Origin of the sequence: Mycobacterium sherrisii, from assembly GCF_002102355.1 — a bacterium.
Lineage (GTDB): Bacteria > Actinomycetota > Actinomycetes > Mycobacteriales > Mycobacteriaceae > Mycobacterium > Mycobacterium sherrisii.
The window spans coordinates 61,536-83,208 of sequence record NZ_LQPT01000089.1 but is presented as its reverse complement, the minus strand read 5'-3'; the positions used below and the strand labels follow the sequence as shown (position 1 = coordinate 83,208).

Here is a 21,673-nt window from a genome sequence, read left to right as displayed (position 1 = left end):
TGCTGGACGTGCCAATGACTCTGCAAGCTCCCGCCTTGACAAGGACCAGGACACGCTGGTCCTCCCCCTCCACCGACGACCAGTTCGTCGTCGAGAACCCTGCCACCGGCCGGACCATCACCGTGGTACAGGGAGCGGGACCCAACGAGGTGGACCAGGCCGTGCGTAAGGCCCACGCGGCGCACTTGCGCTGGAAGCAGCGTCCGGCCCGGGAACGGGGCGGCTACCTGCGGGAAATGGCCAGGATCATCCGTGCGCACGCAGACGAACTCGCCCTGCTCGAGTCGCGGGAAATGGGCAAACCCATCGCTCAGGCCCGCCAATTCGACCTGGAAGCCGCGATCTCGATCTTCGAGTACTTCGGCAGCATCGTGGAGTCGATGCCCAACGGGGCGCGCGATCACGGCACCGTGCTGGACGTGACCACGCTGGAACCGTACGGGGTGATCGCCGCCATCGTGCCGTTCAACTGGCCGCCGATTCACACCGCGGGCAAGATCGCCCCGGCGCTGGCCGTCGGTAACGCCGTCGTGCTGAAACCACCGGAGCAGACGCCTTCGGTGGTGCTGCGCATGGTGGAACTCATCCAGTCGGTGCTTCCCGACCGGGTGGTGCACGCGGTGCCCGGCAAGGGGGAAGTGGGCGCCGCCCTGGCCGCACACCGGCTGGTGGGCAAGGTTTCGTTCACCGGCTCGCCCCGGACCGGGGCGGCGGTCATGCGCAACGCGGCGGCCAACCTGACGCCGACGCTGATGGAGCTGGGGGGAAAGAACCCGCTGATCGTCTTCGAAGACGCCAACGTGCACGAGGCGCTGCTGGCCGCGATCGACGGTGGTTTCTTCAACCAGGGTGAAGCATGCACGGCATCGTCACGAATCCTGGTGCAGGACAAGATATATGACCAGTTCGCCGCGAAGCTGTGCAAGGCGGTGACCAAGCTGCGGGTGGGCGACGGCGCCGACCCGACGACCGACGTCGGCCCGCTGGTGACCCGCGCACAGCAGAAGCAGGTGCTGGACTACCTCAAGCTCGGGGTCGCCGAAGGCGCGCGCATCGCCGCCCAGGCGCCGCTGCCCGAGGACCCGCGGCTGGCGGACGGCTTCTACGTCGCACCGACCGTGCTCACCGACGTGACCCCGCGCATGCGGATCGCCCGCGAGGAGATCTTCGGGCCGGTGGTCACCCTCATCCCCTTCTCTGAAGAAGGGGAGGCGGTGCGGATCGCCAACAGCACCCCGTTCGGACTGGTCGCGGCGGTGTTCACCCAAGACAGCGACCGCGCGATGCGGGTGAGCCGACAGGTTCGCGCCGGAGCCGTGTTCGTCAACAACTACGTCCGGATCGCCATCGGCACCGGCTTCGGTGGCGTCGGCCACAGCGGATTCGGCCGCGAGCACGCCGAGGAAACGCTGTCCGAATACGGCTACACCAAGACGATCCGGTGGGCCGCCAAGCGCGAGGAACTGCCGTACTGGACGGCCGCCAGCCGGGTGCTGGAGGGCTAGGCACGTCTTGCGCACGATCGCACTTGAAGAGCATTTCGCGACCGCGGCGTTTTTGCGTGGGCCGGGCAGCTGGCTGACGTCCCGCCCGGGCGTGATCGACGCCATCGCCGAACTCGGTGACAGCCGCATCGCGGCGATGGATGAGGGGGAAGTCGATCTCGCGGTGCTGTCGCTGGCGGCACCCGGCGTCGAGCAGCTGGACGGCCCGAAAGCCGTTGAGCTAGCCCGGGAATGCAATGACGAGCTCGCCGCCGCGGTCGCGCGCTACCCCGATCGGCTGGCGGGGTTCGCCACCGTGCCGATCAGCACACCGGACGCCGCGGCCGAGGAACTCGAGCGGGCGATGGGTACGCTCGGTTTCCTCGGTGCGGTCGTCAACGGTCACAGCCAGGGGCGCTACCTCGATGATCCCTTCTTCCGGCCGTTCCTCGATCGCGCTGCGGCGCTCAAAGCGCCGATTTATCTGCACCCGACGATCCCGCCGGCCGGCGTCATCGAGTCCAGCTACGCCGGGTTCGCCCCCGAGGTGACGTTTGCCCTGGCGACCGTGGGCTGGGGCTGGCACATCAACACCGGCACGCACGTGCTGCGCATGATTCTCGGCGGCGTGTTCGACACCCACTCGGAGCTGCAGGTCATCATCGGGCACATGGGCGAGGGCCTGCCGTTCATGCTGCCGCGGTTCGACGCCACGCTCAGGCCGGAACTGACCGGCCTCAAGCACCCGGTCAGCACCTACCTGCGGAAGAACCTGAACTACACGTTCGCCAACTTCAACAACGAGGCCACCTACGCCAACCTGGTCTCGCAGGTGGGCATCGATCGGGTGGCGTTCTCCGCCGACTACCCGTTCGGGTCGATGAAGAACGCCCGCGCTTTCCTGGACAGCCTCCCGCTCAGCGACGACGAGCGGGCACGCATCAGCCACCGCAACGCCGAGAGGCTGCTGGGTCTCTGAGTTGGCTTGGCCGGCTCCCGGATTCGGCGATCACAGTTTGTTATCGTCGGCGTCTCGAAGGCGCGTCGTCGCCGCGACTGGGCCCACCTCCTGCGTAATCTACGTCTGACATCTCAGATCTTTGGGAGCGACGCGTGCGGTTATCCCACACGGCCCGGCGGGGCCTAGCCGGTGGCTCGCTGTTACTCGCGGCCGTGCTGGCCAGTCCCGCACTGACCTCCGGGTGCAGCTCGGTGATCGAGGGTAGACCGGTTGCCACGCCCGGCACCGGACCGACCGAGCCGGCGTTCCCGACGCCGCGGCCGACCGCCGCGCCACCGTCGAACCCCACCGGTGTCCCGCCGACAGCGCCGGCCAGCCCGACCACACCCGCTGGCGCCATACCGCTGCCTCCCGACCAGAACGGTTACGTCTTCATCGAGACCAAGTCCGGCATGACGCGTTGCCAAATCAACAAGGACAGCGTCGGGTGCGAGGCACCGTTCACCAACTCACCGATGCAGGACGGTGAGCACGCCAACGGCGTCCACATCACCTCCGGCGGCGCCGTGCAGTGGATACTCGGCAACCTGGGGGCCATCCCCACCGTCACGATCGACTACAAGACCTACGACGCGCAGGGCTGGACCATCGACGCGTCCGAAGCCGGCACCAAGTTCACCAACAGCCGGACGGGGCACGGGATGTTCGTCAGCGTCGAGAAGGTCAACACGTTCTGACGCCGATCAGTACGATCGGTGCCGTGGCACGCCCACCGGACGACTTCAACAACGAGCCAACCAGATACCGGGACAGCGGCCGGGGCAATCAGCCGCCCGCCCCCGACCAGCCGGGGCCGCCGTCCGCCCCGGACGAGCCCGGGCAGCAGCCGCTGGATCCGTTCGATGACGAGACCGAGCCCGCCGCCTGGTACCGACGCCCCGTGGTGCTCGTCGGCTGGGGCCTGATGGTGCTGATCCTGGTCGGGCTGATCGTCTTTGGCATCATCGAGCTCGTGGCCGATCAGGGTGAGACCAGCACGCCGAAAACGACGACGCCGCAGCCCACCACGTCTGCGACGTCTACTGCGCCCACCACGCCCACCACGACGACCACGACGACCACCACGTCCACGACGCCGACGACCACGGAGCCGACCACCAGCAGCGTCGTGCAGCCGCCCGCCCGTCAGCCCACCCAGCCACCGACGCACCGGCATCACTGGCCGTCGTGGCTGCCCACCACCATCCCCGCACTGCCCTAACGAGTTGGTTGCGATTAAGTCAAGTTTCGACGGCCGATCCGAAGCCGCCCGTGTGGGACCCAGCTCGGCCGACACCGCGCCGCTACCCTCGGCGACCATGGCAAGGCACGCGCCGGCAGATCACTTCGTCGACGACGACCCCACCGTCTACATCCACTACGACGAAGACGGCCCCGGCGCGCAGCCGCAGCCCGACGATCCGATTCCGGGCTGGCGCAAACCGGCCGCATTGATCGGCTGGGGCCTGCTCATCGCGGTGCTGATCGCGCTGATCGTCTGGGGCGTCATGCAACTCGTCGCCGGCACCCCGCCGCAGGACACCTTCATCAGGACACCCACCACCGCGACCACCAGCAGGCTCCCGACGAGCGCCGCGACGCCGGTGACGCCGGCCCCGGCACCGTCGCTCACGACCGAGCCGATGCCGTCGTCGGATGCCCCCACGGCCTCCACCGAGGAGACGCCGCCGTCGACCACACCGCAGAGCACCGCCACGACCACGCCGTCCGGCGAGGCCTACCCGCTGCCGCAATTGCCGTCGGTGATCACGCTGCCGTCGCTGCCCGGCCTGCCGACCGAGATCACGTTGCCGCCCGGCCTCTGAAACGGGCCGGGCGAACGGCCTCCCACCTAGACTCGCGGGAACCCACAGTCATAACTAGGACGAAACACAGGGGTATGCGAAATGAGCGAGTCGCTCGGGTTGTCGATCGGGGTGGCCAACCTTGTCGCCGCTCGCGCGGGTCGCGATCCGGTGACTCGCAGATCGGTGCTGACGCTGTTCGACCATCGGGCATCCGAGGTCGGTCTCCCGGACGAGAACCCCGCCTCATCCGATGCCGGCCTGGTGATGCGCGGCTTCGTCGAACGGGTCGGCGATCGAACGCCGCTAGTCGCCGCGGACGGGACGAAATACCTCGGTGACGCGTTGACGGTGGAGGCGCTCGAGGCGATGGCGCGCACCGTCGACTACGGCGCACCGGTCACCATCGCGGTCCCTGCCCATTGGCCGCCGGAGAAGTCCGCGGCGCTGCGGGAGGAGTTCTTCGCCCAGCCGGGGCTGGCCCCGAACGGGGTGCCACCGGCTTTGATCTCCGATGCCACCGCCGCGCTCACCGCGCTGCGCGCCGAGCCGAATTTCCCGACCGGCGGCGTCGTCGCGTTGTGCGACTTCGGCGCCAGCGGCACCACCGTGACGCTCAGCGACGCCGGATCGGGCTTCACGCAGCTCGGCGCGCCGGCCCGGTACCGCGACTTCTCCGGCGACTCGATCGACCAGCTGATCCTGGATCATCTGCGCGACGGCACACCGATCGACAGCAGCGGCGGACTGGCCGGTACGACGCGGATGGGATCGCTGGCCCGCCTGCTCGACCAATGCCGCCAGGCCAAGGAAGCCCTGTCGACGGCACCGGTGGCCACCCTGTCCTCGGTCACCGGCGAAGACGTGGAATTGACCCGCACCGAGTTTGACTACCTGTTGTTCGGGCCGTTGGATGAGTTCCTTTCCGGTGTCGAAGAACTGTTGCGGCAGAACAACATTGCAAAGCTGGGCGCGGTGGCCACGGTCGGCGGCGGAGCCGCCATCCCGCTACTCGCCACGCGGTTGGCCGCCCGGCTCGGCGCGCCGGTCCACACCACCCCCCACCCGGGATCCAGCGCCGCGATCGGCGCGGCCGCTTACGGGCAGCAGCACGCCGCCGGCGTGCCCGCCAGTCCACCGGTCGAGACCCCGACACAGCTGGCCGGCGCCGCCCCAGCCGATGCGACCCAATTCCTGCCGGGCGCCCGGGTCGCAGAAGAGCGCCCGCTGGCCTGGTCGGAGGACGACGCCGAGGAGGAGCCCGTCCCCTACACCGGCCCCGAGCACAGCGGCCAATATGTCCGCGACGCAATGGAATACGACGAACCGTATGCCGCCGAGCCCGAGCAGCTGCCGTGGTACAAGCGCACCGCGCTGGTTTTGAGCCTGGCCGGTGCGGGTCTCGCGGTGCTGGTGGCCGCGGTGCTGGCGTTGACGCTGGGTCGCGACGAGGTGGGACCCGCTCCGACCACGCCGAGCCAGCCGACGCCGGCGCCGGAAACGGTGACCGTGACCGAACCACCGAGCACCGGCCCCACCCAATCGACGGCTCCGCCGCCGCCGACGACTCAGCCGCCGGTCACCACCACCACGACCGAGGCGCCCGTCACCACCACCACCGAGGCACCCACGACGACGAACCCGCCGACCACCACCACGACGGTGGCACCGACCACGACCGCCGCACCGACCACCACCTTCACGCCGCCGTTGCCGACCGAGCGGGAACGGCGCTGGCCGTGGCGGCGCTTCTAGAACCCGATCTGGTGGCCCTGCGCCGCGAAGTCGGCGACCATGGCCTCGGCGCTGCGCACCGCGGCACGGCAGGCCCTGGTGGTGAACGGGTCGTTGAGCGGGTGCTCGGCCCGACGCCGCCAGCGTTGCGCCGCAGCGAATGCGGCCCGCGGCCCCTCCTGGGCGTCGGCGTCGGGACTCAGGCCCAGTCGACTAGCCGCACGGGTGCCGGATCCGCCGATGATGCGACGCAGAGACGCGATCTCCTCTTCGTTCAATGTCGTTGGGCGAGAAGATAATTGGCCGAGAAGGCGGAGCTCTTCGAAGGCGTGGGTATCGGCCAGCAGCGGGTCGATATCGGCGATGATGTACGGCGTCGCCACAATCGGGAACACTTCGACAAACCGGCGCAGCGACAGGAGCGCGGTATGCGCCTTGAGCAGATCGGATCGTTGCGCGAACTGCGCATCGATGACCTCTCGCAGTGCGATAAGCCCACTGCGCTCGAGCAATTCGTCGGCCAGGCCGGCCGCGTCGGCGACTCCGCCGGCCAGCACGGCCAGTGAGATGCGCAGTCCGAACATGCCGAACCGGTCCAGTAACTGAGCGCGGGTGGCCGCGTCGACGGGCAGTCGGCCGTCGGCCCGGACAAAGCGGTCGACGCTGAGCATCGATCTACTCAGCTCGGTCTTGTCCGCGCCGGCGAGCTTCTGCAGGGCGATGAACTCGCTTTGGCGCAGCGTGCGCGCCGTCAACGCCAACAACCCCGACACCGGAACCACTGCCTGGCAGATGCCGGTCTGGTTCATCTCCCGGGTGAATCGCTTGGCCACGTCGGCCGCCGAGAGCATCGCGTCGATGCGCCCCGCGCCGATCTCGTCGGCCCGGGATGCCACGCCCACGATGCCCAGCGCCCCCGCGGATCCGCCGACCAGATGCCCGATCTGCTTGAGCAGAGCCACATCTGCCGCGTTGAGGGTGCGCAGCAAGAACACCACCGCATCGACCCGCGGCACCCCGTCGGGCGGTACCAGCAGGCGCAGCGTGCGCTCCGAGGTTTCCCGGTTCAGCGACGACGTGCCCGGGGTGTCGATGATCGTGGTGTCGATGAGTTCTTCGGCGGGCCATTCCACGTCCAGGTCGGCGACCTCGGCCGGATTGAGCATCCGCAAGTCGAACGTCAGTCCGCCGCTGTGACCGATCGGAACGTTGGAACGCCTCCCGCCCCAATGGTTTGCCGTGACCTTCGGGGTGGGGCCGTGTCGGTACCACGTGACGATCCGGGTCGCTTCGGTGGCGTCGGTCGGTGCGACGTCTTGCCCGACTAAAGCGTTGAGCAGGGTGGACTTTCCGGCCTTGAGTGTGCCGGCCAGGGCGATGCGAATCGGTTCGTTGAGCCGGGCGCCGATGCGGTCTAGTTCGTAGAAAATGTCGGGCCGGTGCCGAAACGCAGGCTCGCCACGGTAGGCCTGGATGGTCCCGCCCAGAATTGCACGGACTCGATCGCTAGTGCTCACACCCGTCCTATGGTCACCCGCGGCGTCAGTTTGTCCACATTCTCGGTGACCTGCTTCAAGATATCCAACTGCCGCTCGAGTTCACGGACCCTGTTTTCGCGTTCGGCTTGTTCCCCGTGGGCAGCGGCGATGGTGGACTGCAGCGATTCGTTGAGCGAACGGGAGATCTCGTTGGCGATGCCGCGATAGTGGTCGCGCAGCGTGCGGTGGACGTCCTTGAGCCGGTCGCGAGATTCCTTGCCCACCACGAACGAGACGTCGTCGACGAAGCGTCGCACGTTCGTCTTGGCTTCGGCGCGCGCCCGCAGCAGCCGGTTCGCCTTGTCCTCCTTGTATGCCATCCGGCCCAGGATCAGGCCGGCGCCGATGGACAGCGGGTTGAACAGGCCCAGCCCGGCGATCGAGGACAACATGCCGATCATCACCACGCCGCCGTACGAACCCCGCAGCCCGCTGACGACTTTCTGGCCCTTGCCGGCCGGTTTGGACTCCAGATCGGGCAGCGACTTCAACCGGCCGAAGTCCTCGCCCATGGCGCGCGCGCTCAGCTCGGGTGTCATCACCGTATCCAGCTGCGCGGCGGCGAACGACCGGGCCACGTCGTCGGCCAACCGTTCGGCCCGTTGATAGGCCCACACGAAGTTGTCGCCGACCGCGGTCGCGACGGCCTCTTCCACGTCGGCACCGATCTCTGCCCAATGTTGTGTCGGATCGCAGGAATCTATCTGGCGCTCAATGTCTTCGGTGAGCGCGCGGAATCGGGCCCGCAGGTCGTGGTCGACGTCGTTGGTCAGGTCGGTGAACCCGTCGTTGAGCACTTGTTGCCACAGCGCGGTCTGTTCGAGCGCGTCCATCGCATCGCGTTTGCGGCGCTCCAAGTCCGCGGTGAACCGGTCCCGCTGGTCCGGGTCGTTGACGACCGCAAGTTCGGAGCCCACGCTTACTGTCAAATGTCGTGCAGCCGAGCGGATTTCACCAATAACCTCATCACGCACCCGGTCCGTCTCGCGAGAGAGCACCTTTTCGCTGAGGAATTTGACGATCGCCGGAAAGTTGGATTCCTCGTTGAGCTCGGTGTCGTTGGCCGTCACGGCGTGGCTGCGCAGCAGCGAGGAGACCGGCAGGATCGGTATCGGCACACCGGCGCGCTGCAGGTGCGCGGTGTTGGTGGCCACGACGTCGCGCCAATGCGGGTAGAGGTCGATCTTGGTGGCGGCCAATATCGCAACCGGACAGATGCGGTGGGCCTGCCGAAGAAACCACATCTCGGGTTCGGTCAGCTCTTGGCTGGTGTCGCTGACCATGATCAGCGCGTCCGCACCCGGCAGCAGCCCCAACGTGGCGGACAGGTGCGGCTGCCCGTGGCCGCCCACTCCCGGGGTGTCGATGAACGCCAAACCGCCCTGCAACAGCGGGCTGGGCGCGCCGATTTCGAGGCGCAGCACCTCGCGGCCGTTCGCTTGCGGCCCCCGCCGCAAGTCGGTGTTGATGTCGTCGATCGGGACGTCGATTGCGGCGGCTTCGCCGTGCGGGCCCGCCGCGACGATCAACCGGGCCGACGGCGGATCACCGTGGCTGACGACGGTGATGACGACGGTGGCCTCGTCGTCGCCCACCCGCGCCACCGGCAGGTTGAGCAGCGAGTTGAGCAATTGACTCTTGCCCTGTTTGAGCTGCCCGGCGATCACCACCCGGATCTGGGGGTCGATGATGCGCTCGCGGGCTCGGGTCAGTCGCGCCGCGAGGTCATGGCGGTCGTTGAGTTCGGCGATGGCGATGGTGTGGTCGATCAACTCGACGATCACCCCGATCCGTCGCGGGTCATTCGGTTGAGTCACCGCGCTTCCCCACTTTCTCGCAGCTGCGCTAACCGTATGCGCGCGAAACGGCGGGGATCAAAAGGTCCCCGCCGTTTCGCCGTGTCGACCCGTTACCCGTGCGGGCCGCCGATGTGCGTCGGAGCCGGATACGGCGCCGGCTCGTGCATCGGTGCCGGTGCGTGCGGTGTGCCCTCGAACACCGACGGGCTGTGCGGCGCGGGCGCATGCTGCACCGGGGCATGTTCGACCGGGGCCGGGGAATGGTGCACCGGCGCCGGCGAATGCTCGATCGGCGCGGGTGCGTGCTGCACCGGCGTGGGTGCGTGTTGTGCCGGGGCTTGCTGCGCGGGCTCGTGGATCACCGGGGCGCCGGCGCCGCCCGAGCCTCCCACGCCCCCGGCGGCGCCCGGGGGCGTCGGGTGCCCGCCGACCGAGCCGTCGGCGGCGCCGCCGCCCTGGATGACGGGCCCTGGTCCGGCCGGACCCTGGCCGAATGGCCCTTTCCCGGCGGGTGCGTGTCCGGCGGGCCCGGCCGGGCCGTGACCCGCGAGGCCGCCCGCTCCGGCGGCGCCGCCGCCACCCCCGAGCGCGGCGCCGTCCTGCCCGATGATGCCGCCGTGTGCTCCGCCGCCGGCTGAGATGCCACCGTGCGGGGCGCCGCCCGGGAAGCCGCCGCCGGCGGCACCGGTGGCGTGGCCGCCCAATTCCGCGCCGCCGACGCCGGCGCCCGCGGCACCCGTAGCGTGACCGCCCAGTCCGGCGCCGCCGGCCACCGCGGGAGCGGCCGCATGGCCACCGAATCCGCCCTCGCCGCTCAGTGCGGCGGTGCCGCGCGCACCACCGATCCCCAGGCCAGCGCCGCCGGCCGCGGCGGCGCCGCCTTGACCGCCGACACCGATGCCGCCGAGCGGTCCCGCCACGTGCGGAGTCGCGGCGCCGTTCAGCGCAGCGCCCTCGCTAGCGATCAACCCCGCCTGACCGCTCGCGCCGGCACCCAGTGCGGCGTTTCCCGCCGCCCCGAGATTCGCCTGGCCGCCGAGCGCGCCGATGCTCTGCGCAGCGAACCCGCCGGCCGGTTGACCGCCAGCGCCGAACCCGGCACCGGCCTGGGCGCCCAAGTTCGCCTGGCCGCCGGCCTGGCTCGGGCCACCGAAACCACCACCGAAACCGGAGCCGACACCACTGCGGCCACCGAAGCCGGCACCCGCTTCACCGGCCAGACCGGCCTGTGCGCCGGCCTCGGCGCCAAGCCCGCCGCCTGCTTGACCCGCAGCACCGAACCCGCCGCCGATCCGGCCGCCGAGGGCCGCGCCCCCGCCGAAGCCGCCGTCGGTGTGGCCGCCCAGGCCGGTGCGGCCGGCCACCGCGGCGCCCCCTTCAAATCCACTGCCGGCGTGTACACCGACGCGTTCGCCGAGACCGCCCGCCCCGGACAGCCCGACTCCGCCGCGTAGGCCGGCCTCGTCGCCGAGGCCCAACCCGGCGTGACCGCCGAGTCCCGTCCGCAGACCCACGCCGGTCAGCCCGTCGGCGCCAAAGCCGGCGTGGGTACCGAATCCGGCCCCGAGGCCGGTGTGACCACCAAACCCAAGTCCGAGGCCGGCATTGATCTCCGCACCCAGGCCCGTGCCGCCAGCAAAGCCGCCATTGAAGCCGCCATGAAAGCCGCTACTGAAACCGGTCCCCACACCGAATTCGCCTGCACCAGGCCGGAAGCCATCCCAGCCGGGCCGAAAGCCGTCCCAGCCTGGGTTCGGATCCCCCCACCCGTGGTGATGAAATCCCCGACCGGGCCCGAATTCGCCCCAGCCCGGGCGGAAGCCTCCCCAGCCGGACCCGAATCCGGGGCCCCATCCTCCGGTGCCCGGACCGAACCCGCCCCATCCGGGCTGCCAGCCGAAGCCGCCGTACGTGCCGCCGTACAGTCCGGCGTTGACCGCACCGAGCAGGCCCGCACCGAAGTTGCCGGCGATTGCGCTGCCCAGGCCCAGGGCGACGCCGGCGCCGTCGACCACCGGCGCGAGCGCATCACCGACCAGGGCGCCCGCGTCCTGAGCCACGGCGCCGACCAGACCCGGTCCGTAGCCGTAGCCGTCATAGCCGTAACCGGGGTCATAACCGCTGTACCCCCCGTCATAGCCGTCATAGCCGTCATAGCCATAACCGGGGTCATAGCCGTACTGGTCGGCTAGCACCTGCTGCAGCCCGACGACCGGGTCTCCGACGCCGAGCGGCACCCCCGGAACGGCGCTGGCCACCGCGGATGCGAACTCCGCCGGAGCGACATCGATCAAGCCGGCATTGGTCATGGCCTGGCCGGGACCCGCGACGAACGCGCGGGCCGCATCCGGGTCGCGGAACAGATCCAGGATGTATTGGATCAGTCGGTCCATGATGATTCCCCTTCGAAATCCTCTTCGCCGGATGTCCGGCGTCCTGTCCTACACGGTATGGACCCCACCCGATCTTCCGAATCGGGGACTCGGCCCTTGGTGCGCCGGCACGCCACCGGGATCGACAAGGTGCCGCCATTAGGGGATTAGGGAGTGCCTAGGGGGCAATAACCTAGCCCCTAGGCGACGGCATCACAGCACGTCAGGGTGGTGCTGGCGGGGCCGGTTCAGCCGTGCAGACCGAAGTCGTGATGCTCGGGGTCGCCGGGGTGCGGATGGGGGACCGGGTGGTCCCACAGACTCAGGTCGTCGGGCGGTAAGCCGCCGTGCTCGACCGGGCTGTCCGACCCGACAGCGTCGGTGAACTGCGGCGATATCCCGTGTGGGTCGCTCCCGTGCGGATGCCGGTCCGGTGTCGGCGTTGCGGTCGCAGGGGTGACCGATTGGTGGATCACGCGAGCGCCCCAGCCGTGCGGGTCGATCGTTCCCGACGGGGTATGCGGCGTGAACGCATCCAGAGCGGCGGCCGCCGCACCGCTTTCCCAAACGTTGCCGTGCTCGGCGACCGGCTGACCCGCGGCGGTGCCGCCGGCTGCGCCCATCGACAACGAATCGGTGACCACGGGGATGAGATTGTTGACATCGGCGCTGGTGACATCCGTCAGGTGAGCGTCGGCGAGGGCCTTGGCGGGGTTGACCGCGTACCGCGCCGCGGCGTCGGGATCACGGACGAGCGAGATGACGAAATCGAGCAGTGAGTTTGCCATCGCGCATACCCCCTTGCCCAGGCACCGCGGTCTGCTGGGAAAGCCCGGTCACTGCCTCGATGCTATCGGCTTGGCGCAGCCATGTGATCGGTGCGCAACCCGCCCGCGGCGTGCCGCGCTTAGGGGGTGGACGCATAGGGGATCGCCGGCCGTACGGGGATGAATACCCGGGGCTGGGGACCGACGCGGTTATGGTGGGCAAAACCCGAGCGGTGCCTGATCGAGGGGGTGCGCGAGATGAGTGCGGCTGCCCTTTCCGCGGACCTGACAGCGGTCGCCGACCAGGTGAGCGATGCCCTGGCCACCGCGGCCACCGTCCCGGTGAAGCTTCTGATCAGCGGCGGCATCGGCACCGGCAAGAGCACCGTGCTCGGGGCCGCCCGCGACGCGCTGCGCGGCGCCGGACTGACGGTGATCACGCGTCCTTCCCAGCCCGGCGATCCGCCCGACGCGGTGCTGGTGATCGATGACGCCCATCTGCTCGGCGAGTCCGAAGTGCTCGCCCTGACCCAGAGGGCCGCCGACCCGCGGACCACCATGGTGCTGGCCGCCGAACCCCAGGCGCAACTGCGCAACCTGGCCGTGGCGATGGAACGGCACCGGCCCCGTCTGTCGTTGCCCCCGCTGACCGTGCCCGAGGAGCTGATGGGCTGCACCGCGGGACTGCCCTTCCTGGTGCGCGCGACCACCGAAAGTGCCCGGCCGGCGGCCGAGGCCGCCGCTTTCGCGCTGATCGCCCGGTTACGCCGGCTCGACGAGCCCGACCTGGACACGCTGTTGATCATGTCGCTGGACCAAGACCTTGGTGCTGCGGATATTGCTGCGGCGCTTGGCAATTCGATATCCGATGCGCACCGGCTGGTGGACCGGGCCCGCGCCGGCGGACTCGTCGAGCCGTCGCACAGCCGGACGTTTCTGCAACTGGTGCACGGCGCCGTGGCGCGGGTCGTCGGCAACGCCCACCACCGCGATGTCGAAGCCGCCCTGCTGCATTCACAATTCGACATGTCGGCGACATCGCCACCGCTCGCGCTGCAACTGGCCGAACACGGCTTGCACGACGATCGGCTGGCAACTCTCCTGGCTCGCCACGCCGCGGACGCGCGACGTGACTCATCAACAGCCGCAAGGCTTTACCAGGCCGCGCTGAACGCCGGGGCCGTGGGGCTGACCGCCCACGTGGCCGATGCGCTGGCACGCAGCGGAGCATGCGGGGCCGCGGCCGCATTGGCCGACGATCTGCTCGGCTCGCCCGATGCCGCCGAACGCGCCGCGGCGGTGCGGATCGCGGCCAGCGTCGCGACGCACGACGGCAGCGCCGCGCAGGCCGCGGAACTGTTCGGCTGGCTGGGCCCGCAACCGGACGCCGTAGTCGGCGCGGCCGCAGCGATCGTGTTCGCCGCGACCGGTGACCTCGCTGCCGCGCGCGATGCGCTGCCGCCCAACGACTCCGGGCCGCCGACCAGGGCCGCACGCAGCGCACGCAGCCTCGCCGAGGGCCTGCTGCTGACCGTGGATCAGCCTTACCCGGTAGCGATGACCAAACTCGGCCAGGCCATCGCATCCGCACCAGCCACGATCGACGTCGTGATGCCCGACAGCCCCGCCGGCCTGGTCACCCTGGCCGCGATACACGCTGGCGATCCGGTCCGCGCCCGCAGCGTGATCGGCCGGGCCACGCGCGCCGACGGGGACGTGGTGTTCCGCTCTCGGCACATCCTGCTGAGCGCTTGGATCAAGATGCAGGACGGGCAGTTGGCATTGGCGGCTGCAGAGGCGGCCACGGAGATCACACAGGCTGATTCCGTCGAACTGCACCGGCGCGACGCGCTGTGGGCGGCCGCGCTGCAGACGGCGATCGCCCGTCGCAGCGGGGATACCGGTGCGCTGCACAAGCATTGGTACGCGGGCATGGAGGTACTCGCCGAGCACTCCGTCGATTTGTTCACCCTGCTGCCGTTGGGCGAGTTGTGGGTGGCGGCAGCCCGCATGCGTCAGGTCGAACAACTGCGCCACGCCCTGGACCAGGCGTTCACCCTGCTCGATTCGCTGGGCAACCCGGCGCTGTGGTCAACGCCACTGCATTGGGCGGGCGTGCACGCCGGCATCCTCCTCAACGCGCCGGAGCTGGTGGCGCCGCACGGCCAGGCCCTCGGCGCGGCCGCCGGAGTGAGCGCGTTGGCGCATGCCCTGTCGGGCGCCGGCCGCACCTGGTTGCGCGTGCTGGCCAATCAGGTCGACGTCGACGAGGTCACCGCGGCGGCCCGCGCGCTCGCCCAGGTCGGGCTGACCTCGGATGCGACCCGGTTGGCGGGGCAGGCCGCGCTGCAGACACCCGACGGCAAAATCTCGGGCGCCATGCTGCAGCTGGCCCGCGACCTCAAGGTCGGGGCCGCACCCGACGACGCCCCCGCTCCGGCGCCGCAGGACGAACGGCGCGATGCCGCGTCGTCGCCGCCGTCGGGGTCCCAGCTGTCGCGGCGCGAACGGGAGGTTGCCGAGCTGCTCGTCCTGGGTATGCCGTACCGCGACATCGGGGCACAACTGTTCATCTCGGCGAAGACGGTTGAGCATCACGTGGCGCGGATCCGCCGCCGGCTGGGTGCCGGATCACGCTCGGAGCTGCTCTCTATGATTCGTGCGATGCTGGCAACGGAGGGCTAATCCGCTGGTCAACGACCTGCACCGACGCGTGTTAGGGCAGCCTTTCTCGCGACGGTAGCGTCGCAGATGTCACTATGAGCTAGCAAAGATCGAACGGATTTTCGCTGGGTGACGAGGCGTGGGGAGAGACCTTCTGTGACCACACAGACGCTCATCAGACTGGTGCTAGGCCTGGGCTTGACCGCGGTTGTGGTGTCGTTGGCCCTCAAACGCATCTGGTGGCTCTACCGGCTGGTGATGGCCGGCCAGCCCGCGAGCCGCCGTACGGACCACATCGGTTCCCGGATCTGGGCGCAGGTCTCCGAGGTGTTCGGTCAGCGCAAGCTCCTTAAGTGGTCGATCCCCGGCCTGGCCCACTTCTTCACCATGTGGGGATTCTTCATCCTCATCACGGTCTACATCGAGGCATACGGCACGCTGTTCCAGCCCAACTTCCACATCCCGATCGTCGGCCGGTGGAACGCGCTCGGCTTCTTGCAAGACTTCATCGCGTTGGCGGTGCTGGCCGGCATCATCACGTTCTCCATCATCCGGTTGCGTAGTGAGCCAAAGGAATACGGCCGTTCGTCGCGCTTCTACGGCTCCCACACCGGCGGCGCATGGCTGATTCTGTTCATGATCTTCCTGGTCATCTTCAGCTACGCCATCTTCCGCGGCGCCGCCGTCAACACGGGCAACTTCCCCTACGGCCACGGCGCCTTTTTCTCCCACGCCATGGGCGCGCTGATGCATCCGCTGGGGCCCACGGCCAACGAGTGGATCGAAACCTTCGCGTTGCTCGCCCACATCGCCGTGGCGTTGATCTTCTTGCTGATCGTGCTTCACTCCAAGCACCTGCACATCTTCCTGGCGCCGATCAACGTCACCTTCAAGCGCCTGCCCGACGGACTGGGCCCGCTGCTTCCGATGGAATCCGGCGGCAAGCCGATCAACTTCGAAGATCCCAGTGAGGACGACGTTTTCGGGCGCGGCAAGATCGAGGACTTCACCTGGAAGGCCAACCTCGACTTCGCCACCTGTACCGAGTGCGGGCGCTGCCAGTCGCAGTGCCCGGCCTGGAACACCGGCAAGCCCCTGTCGCCCAAGCTCGTGATCATGGACCTGCGCGATCACTGGATGGCCAAGGCGCCCTACATCCTCGGGGAAAAGGAGACGCCTCTCGAGTCCACGCCGGAGGGCGGCGTCGGCGAAGAACTGCGCGGTGAGAAGCACGCCGAAGAACACCACGTCCCCGAGTCCGGCTTCGGCCGCGTGCTGGGTTCCGGCCCGGAGCAGGCCACCCGCCCGCTGGTCGGCACCGCCGAGCAGGGCGGCGTGATCGACCCGGACGTGCTGTGGTCCTGCGTGACGTGCGGCGCCTGCGTCGAGCAGTGCCCGGTCGACATCGAGCACGTCGATCACATCGTCGACATGCGTCGCTACCAGGTGATGATGGAGTCGGAATTCCCCTCCGAGCTCTCGGTGCTGTTCAAAAACCTTGAGACCAAAGGCAATCCGTGGGGCCAGAACGCCAGTGACCGCACCAACTGGATCGACGAGGTCGACTTCGACGTCCCGGTCTACGGCGAGGACGTCGACAGCTTCGACGGCTTCGAGTACCTGTTTTGGGTAGGCTGCGCCGGCGCGTATGACGACAAGGCCAAGAAGACCACCAAGGCCGTCGCCGAGTTGTTGGCCATCGCCGGGGTCAACTATCTGGTGCTGGGCACCGGGGAAACCTGCAACGGCGATTCCGCCCGCCGCTCCGGCAACGAGTTCCTGTTCCAGCAGCTGGCTCAGCAGGCCGTCGAAACGCTGGACGGGGTGTTCGAGGGCGTCGAGACCGTCGACCGCAAGATCGTGGTCACCTGCCCGCACTGCTTCAACACCCTTGGTAGGGAATACCGTCAGCTCGGCGCCAACTACACCGTGCTGCACCACACCCAGCTGCTCAACCGGTTGGTGCGGGACCAGAAGCTGGTGCCCGTCACGCCCGTGTCCCAGGACATCACCTACCACGACCCGTGCTACCTGGGCCGGCACAACAAGGTGTACGAGGCACCGCGCGAGCTGATCGGCTTCGCGGGGGCCAACCTCACCGAGATGCCACGCCACGCCGAGCGCAGCTTCTGCTGCGGCGCCGGCGGTGCGCGGATGTGGATGGAAGAACACATCGGCAAGCGCATCAACCACGAACGCGTCGACGAAGCGCTGGCCACCAACGCCGCGACGATCGCCACCGGCTGCCCGTTCTGCCGGGTGATGGTCACCGACGGGGTCAACGACCGGCAGGAAGAGGCCGGCCGCAGCGGAGTCGAAGTGCTTGACGTCGCCCAGATCCTGCTGGGGTCGCTCGAGTACGACAAGGCAACGCTGCCGGAGAAGGGTACGGCCGCCAAAGAAGCGCAGGAGCGGGCTGCCAAGGCCGAGCCCAAGGCGACGACGGCGACCGCTCCCACGCAGGCGCCCGTCGAAGCCCCCGCCGAGACACCCGCCGAGATAGACGAGCCGGCAGCCGCCGAGCCGGAGCAACCCGCCGCCAAGGCCGCCCCGGCGCCTGCGAAGGGGTTGGGCATCGCCGGCGGCGCCAAGAAACCGGGCGCCAAGAAAGCCGCACCGGCCGCCCAGCCCAGCACCGAGACCGCCGAGGCCACGGCCGCGCCGACGGCACCCGTCAAAGGCCTGGGCCTGGCCGCCGGCGCCAAGAGGCCCGGCGCCAAGAAAGCCGCGGCGGCTCCCGCCCAGGCGGACAGCGCGGGCGGTGCGGGTGTGGCCGCCGAACCCGAGGCGCCCAAGGCTGACGCAGCACCCAAGGCGCCGGCCGCGCCCGTCAAGGGGCTGGGCATCGCCGCCGGCGCCAGGCGCCCCGGCGCCAAGAAGGCCCCCGCCGCCGAAGTAACGACCGGCACGGAAGCCGAGCCCAAGGGTGAGGCGCCGACGCCGTCCGCGCAGCCGGCGGAGACCACGCCGAAGCCGACCGCCGACGCTGCCGACGAGGCCCCGCCGGCGGCCCCCGTCAAGGGCCTCGGCATTGCTCGCGGCGCTCGCCCGCCGGGTAAGCGCTGATCACGGATTGGCCTCTATCAGCAAAAATCAGTGGACAGCGGTGGCACCATGGGGGACGTGACCATTCACCAGGTGCCCGTACACAGCCCGGCGGGCCACCACCGGCAGCGCACCTTCGCGCAGTCGTCCAAACTGCAGGATGTCTTGTACGAGATCCGCGGCCCGGTGCATCAGCACGCGGCCCGGCTCGAGGCTGAAGGCCACCGCATCCTCAAGCTCAACATCGGTAACCCCGCCCCGTTCGGCTTCGAGGCGCCCGACGTGATCATGCGGGACATGATCCAGGCGCTGCCGTATGCCCAGGGCTACTCGGATTCAAAGGGCATCCTGCCGGCCCGCCGCGCGGTGGTCACGCGTTACGAACTGGTCGACGACTTCCCACGTTTCGACGTCGACGACGTCTTTTTGGGCAACGGCGTCTCCGAACTGATCACGATGACGCTGCAGGCCCTGCTCGACAACGGTGACCAGGTGCTGATCCCGTCGCCGGACTACCCGCTGTGGACGGCGTCTACTTCGCTGGCCGGCGGGACGCCGGTGCACTACCTGTGTGACGAAACGCAGGGCTGGCAGCCCGATATCGCTGACCTGGAATCGAAGATCACCGAGCGCACCAAGGCGTTGGTGGTGATCAACCCGAACAACCCCACCGGCGCCGTCTACAGCCGCGAAGTCCTCAGCCAGATGGTCGAACTGGCCCGCAAACACCAGCTGCTGCTACTCGCCGACGAGATCTACGACAAGATCCTCTACGGCGACGCCAAGCACATCAGCCTCGCCACGCTTGCCCACGACGTGTTGTGCCTGACCTTCAACGGCCTGTCGAAGGCCTACCGGGTCGCCGGCTACCGCGCCGGCTGGCTGGCGATCACCGGCCCCAAGGACCACGCCAGCAGCTTCATCGAGGGAATCAGCCTGCTGGCCAACATGCGACTGTGCCCCAACGTCCCCGCCCAGCACGCCATTCAGGTCGCCCTCGGCGGCTACCAAAGCATCGAAGACCTGGTACTGCCCGGCGGGCGACTGCTTGAGCAACGCGACGTCGCGTGGACCAAGCTCAACGAGATTCCCGGAGTGTCCTGCGTCAAGCCCGATGGTGCGCTTTACGCGTTCCCGCGGCTGGATCCCGAGATCTACGACATCGCCGACGACGAGCAGCTGGTCCTGGATCTGTTGCTGCAGGAGAAGATTCTGGTAACCCAAGGCACCGGCTTCAACTGGCCCGCCCCGGATCATTTGCGCATCGTGACGCTGCCCTGGGCGCGTGACCTGTCGGCCGCGATCGACCGGCTGGGCAACTTCCTGAGCAGCTACAGACAGTAGCCGGGGTCCGGCCGCCTCTACGGTGGACCGCGTGACTCACTCGCACTCGCACAACTTGTCGTCAGGCCCCTCCCCGTTCGGTCCTCTTCCCGCGAAGATCGTCGTCGGCCTGCTGGTAGTGATCGGGATCGCCGTGCTTGCCGGCGCGGCGCTGCTGTGGCCGAGCCGCCAGCATGTCGACATCCCGATGCCGTACCAGAACGCGGCCGGCGGGGCGGTGAGCACGCAACGGGCGCATGTGATTTCCAGCGGCCTCGGTGACTGCGGCAGCCCGTCGGCCAACCAGGTCCTCACCACGGCTCCCCAACCCGCCGCGCCGGGCAGCGGGCGATGCGTCGAGACGTTGGTCGCGATCGACTCGGGCCCCAATGCGGGCGCGACGACACTGCTGGAGTCCTCCCCCGGGCCGGGTCAGCCGCAGTTCGCGGCGGGCGACCAGATCCGGGTCGTCCGCCAGGTCGACGACCAGGGCGCCACCAGTTACGCGTTCTACGACTTCGAGCGCGGCTGGTCGCTGATCGGGCTGGCCCTGGCGTTCGCGGTGGTCATCGTGGTTGTCGCACGCTGGCGCGGGTTGCTGGCGCTGGTGGGCATCGTGGTCGCGTTTGCGGTCCTGGTGGTGTTCCTGCTGCCCGCCCTGCGCGACGGCGCACCCGCGGTGCCGGTGGCCCTGGTGGCGTCGGCGACCATCCTCTACGTCGTCGTCTACCTGGCGCACGGGGTCAGCTTGCGCACCAGCGCGGCCCTGCTCGGCACCCTGTCATCGCTGCTGCTCGCTGCCGGATTATCATGGGCAGCAATCGAATTGGTACATCTGACCGGGCTGTCGGATGAGCAGAACTCGGCGGTCAGCGCATACCTGGGCAGTGTGTCGATCAGTGGACTGTTGCTGGCCGGATTCATCATCGGATCGCTGGGTGTGCTCAACGACGTGACCGTGACCCAGGCGTCGACCGTGTTCGAACTCGCCCACCTCGGCGGCGACACCTCGCGGCGGGCCATCTTTCTGAGCGCCATCCGGGTGGGACGCGATCACATCGCCAGTACGGTGTACACGCTGGTGCTGGCCTACGCGGGCAGCTCGCTGCCGCTGCTGTTGCTGTTCAGCGTCGCCAACCGGTCACTGAGCGATGTGCTGATCAGCGAGAGCGTGGCCATCGAGCTGGTGCGTTCGGCGGTCGGCGGGATCGCGCTGGCACTGTCGGTTCCGCTGACGACCGGGATCGCCGCGGTGCTGGCCAAGCCGGGGTGCCTCAGCCCCGCTCCATCAGCTCCAGCAGATAGCCACCGTATCCGGACTTGAGCATGGTGTTGGCGCGGGTGGCCAGCTGCTCGTCGGTGATCCAGCCCTGGCGCCAGGCGATCTCCTCGGGCACACCGACCTTGAGGCCCTGCCGGCGCTCCAGAGTGCGGACGTAGTCGCTGGCGTCCAGCAACGAGTCGAAGGTGCCGGTGTCCAGCCACGCGGTGCCGCGGGCCAGCACCTCGACCGAGAGCCGGCCGCGGTTGAGGTAGATCTGGTTGACCTCGGTGATTTCGTATTCTCCGCGCTCGGATTTCTTCAGGCCCTTGGCGATTTCGATGACGTCGTTGTCGTAGAAATACAGGCCCGGTACCGCGTATTTCGATTTCGGCGTTTCAGGTTTCTCCTGCAGCGACAGCGCCATCCCGTCGTCGCCGAATTCGACGACACCATATGCCGACGGGTTGGCCACCCAGTAGGCGAAGATGGCGCCGCCGCTCACCTTTTGGAAGCGACTCAGATTGGTGCCCAGGCCCGGGCCGTAGAAGATGTTGTCGCCCAACACCAAAGCCGCCGAGTCGTTGCCAATGTGCTTGGCGCCCAAGACGAACGCCTGCGCCAGACCGTCCGGTCTTTCCTGCTGGACGTAGCTGAGGTTGATACCGAATTGCGAGCCGTCGCCGAGGAGCCGCTTGAAGCCGTCCGCGTCGTGCGGGGTGGTGATCACCAAGATGTCGCGGATCCCTGCCATCATCAGCGTGGACAGCGGGTAATAGATCATCGGCTTGTCGTACACCGGGAGCAACTGCTTGCTGATGCCCATCGTGATCGGATGCAGACGCGTACCCGAACCGCCGGCCAAGATGATTCCGCGCATG

General features: G+C 68.8%; 15 protein-coding genes. 10 read left to right on the top strand and 5 right to left on the bottom strand.

Features of this window, described 5'->3' with window-relative positions; genetic code table 11:
* Positions 1–35: 35 nt before the first annotated feature.
* The 6 genes from AWC25_RS18150 to AWC25_RS18125 all read left to right on the top strand — a co-directional run bounded on the left by AWC25_RS18150 (position 36) and on the right by AWC25_RS18125 (position 6,044).
* Positions 36–1,505, top strand: coding sequence for an aldehyde dehydrogenase family protein (locus AWC25_RS18150; RefSeq protein WP_232327140.1), 1,470 nt, complete (start codon positions 36–38; stop codon positions 1,503–1,505).
* 7 nt (positions 1,506–1,512) lie between these two features.
* Positions 1,513–2,463, top strand: coding sequence for an amidohydrolase family protein (locus tag AWC25_RS18145; protein WP_069401391.1), 951 nt, complete (start codon positions 1,513–1,515; stop codon positions 2,461–2,463).
* A 134-nt stretch (positions 2,464–2,597) separates the two neighbouring features.
* Positions 2,598–3,182 (top strand): hypothetical protein, encoded by a 585-nt coding sequence (locus AWC25_RS18140; protein ID WP_069401392.1) that lies wholly within the window; start codon positions 2,598–2,600, stop codon positions 3,180–3,182.
* Positions 3,183–3,205: 23 nt separating this feature from the next.
* On the top strand, positions 3,206–3,706 hold the full coding sequence (locus tag AWC25_RS18135) for a hypothetical protein (protein WP_142278922.1): 501 nt from the start codon (positions 3,206–3,208) through the stop codon (positions 3,704–3,706).
* Positions 3,707–3,803: 97 nt separating this feature from the next.
* Positions 3,804–4,310, top strand: a complete 507-nt coding sequence (locus AWC25_RS18130) for an oligopeptide transporter substrate-binding protein (RefSeq protein WP_142278921.1) — start codon at positions 3,804–3,806, stop codon at positions 4,308–4,310.
* A gap of 81 nt (positions 4,311–4,391) precedes the next feature.
* The gene (locus AWC25_RS18125) at positions 4,392–6,044 is read left to right on the top strand and encodes an Hsp70 family protein (protein ID WP_085167211.1); all 1,653 of its coding nucleotides are present in this window, start codon (positions 4,392–4,394) and stop codon (positions 6,042–6,044) included.
* Here the strand turns inward: AWC25_RS18125 and iniC are convergent.
* The 4 genes from iniC to AWC25_RS18105 all read right to left on the bottom strand — a co-directional run bounded on the left by iniC (position 6,041) and on the right by AWC25_RS18105 (position 12,520).
* Positions 6,041–7,540: an isoniazid-induced dynamin-like GTPase IniC gene (iniC, locus tag AWC25_RS18120; protein WP_069401394.1), complete on the bottom strand. Its 1,500-nt coding sequence runs from the start codon at positions 7,538–7,540 to the stop codon at positions 6,041–6,043. The genes AWC25_RS18125 and iniC overlap by 4 nt on opposite strands.
* Positions 7,537–9,378 (bottom strand): dynamin-like GTPase family protein, encoded by a 1,842-nt coding sequence (locus AWC25_RS18115; protein WP_085167210.1) that lies wholly within the window; start codon positions 9,376–9,378, stop codon positions 7,537–7,539. Before AWC25_RS18115 ends, iniC begins: the two co-directional genes overlap by 4 nt.
* A gap of 92 nt (positions 9,379–9,470) precedes the next feature.
* A complete protein-coding gene (locus AWC25_RS27705; RefSeq protein ID WP_085167209.1) occupies positions 9,471–11,753 on the bottom strand; it encodes an IniB N-terminal domain-containing protein in 2,283 nt (760 codons plus the stop codon).
* 227 nt (positions 11,754–11,980) lie between these two features.
* Positions 11,981–12,520, bottom strand: a complete 540-nt coding sequence (locus AWC25_RS18105) for an Rv0340 family IniB-related protein (protein WP_085167208.1) — start codon at positions 12,518–12,520, stop codon at positions 11,981–11,983.
* Positions 12,521–12,757: 237 nt separating this feature from the next.
* On the opposite strand from AWC25_RS18105, the gene iniR reads away from it, so the two are divergent.
* The 4 genes from iniR (at position 12,758) to AWC25_RS18085 (ending at position 20,855) form a co-directional block, all read left to right on the top strand.
* Positions 12,758–15,184 carry an isoniazid response ATPase/transcriptional regulator IniR gene (iniR, locus tag AWC25_RS18100; RefSeq protein ID WP_085167221.1) on the top strand — a complete coding sequence of 809 codons (2,427 nt, stop codon included), beginning with the start codon at positions 12,758–12,760 and terminating at the stop codon, positions 15,182–15,184.
* Between the two features lie 135 nt (positions 15,185–15,319).
* On the top strand, positions 15,320–18,229 hold the full coding sequence (locus AWC25_RS18095; RefSeq protein WP_085167207.1) for a (Fe-S)-binding protein: 2,910 nt from the start codon (positions 15,320–15,322) through the stop codon (positions 18,227–18,229).
* A gap of 30 nt (positions 18,230–18,259) precedes the next feature.
* Positions 18,260–19,552 (top strand): pyridoxal phosphate-dependent aminotransferase, encoded by a 1,293-nt coding sequence (locus AWC25_RS18090; protein ID WP_069401398.1) that lies wholly within the window; start codon positions 18,260–18,262, stop codon positions 19,550–19,552.
* 31 nt (positions 19,553–19,583) lie between these two features.
* Positions 19,584–20,855, top strand: coding sequence for a YibE/F family protein (locus AWC25_RS18085; RefSeq protein ID WP_085167220.1), 1,272 nt, complete (start codon positions 19,584–19,586; stop codon positions 20,853–20,855).
* Here the strand turns inward: AWC25_RS18085 and rfbA are convergent.
* Complete coding sequence (gene rfbA / locus AWC25_RS18080) at positions 20,806–21,672, bottom strand: glucose-1-phosphate thymidylyltransferase RfbA (RefSeq protein ID WP_069401399.1); 867 nt, start codon at positions 21,670–21,672, stop codon at positions 20,806–20,808. The genes AWC25_RS18085 and rfbA overlap by 50 nt on opposite strands.
* Between the last annotated feature and the right edge of the window lies 1 nt (position 21,673).

What these genes read in the sequence shown, in the direction of transcription:
- AWC25_RS18130 (WP_142278921.1), top strand. Translation starts at nt 3,804, where the DNA reads ATGGCAAGGCACGCGCCGGCAGATCACTTCGTCGACGACGACCCCACC.
- AWC25_RS18125 (WP_085167211.1), top strand. Translation starts at nt 4,392, where the DNA reads ATGAGCGAGTCGCTCGGGTTGTCGATCGGGGTGGCCAACCTTGTCGCC.
- AWC25_RS27705 (WP_085167209.1), bottom strand. Translation starts at nt 11,753, where the DNA reads ATGGACCGACTGATCCAATACATCCTGGATCTGTTCCGCGACCCGGAT.
- AWC25_RS18105 (WP_085167208.1), bottom strand. Translation starts at nt 12,520, where the DNA reads ATGGCAAACTCACTGCTCGATTTCGTCATCTCGCTCGTCCGTGATCCC.
- iniR (WP_085167221.1), top strand. Translation starts at nt 12,758, where the DNA reads ATGAGTGCGGCTGCCCTTTCCGCGGACCTGACAGCGGTCGCCGACCAG.
- rfbA (WP_069401399.1), bottom strand. Translation starts at nt 21,672, where the DNA reads ATGCGCGGAATCATCTTGGCCGGCGGTTCGGGTACGCGTCTGCATCCG.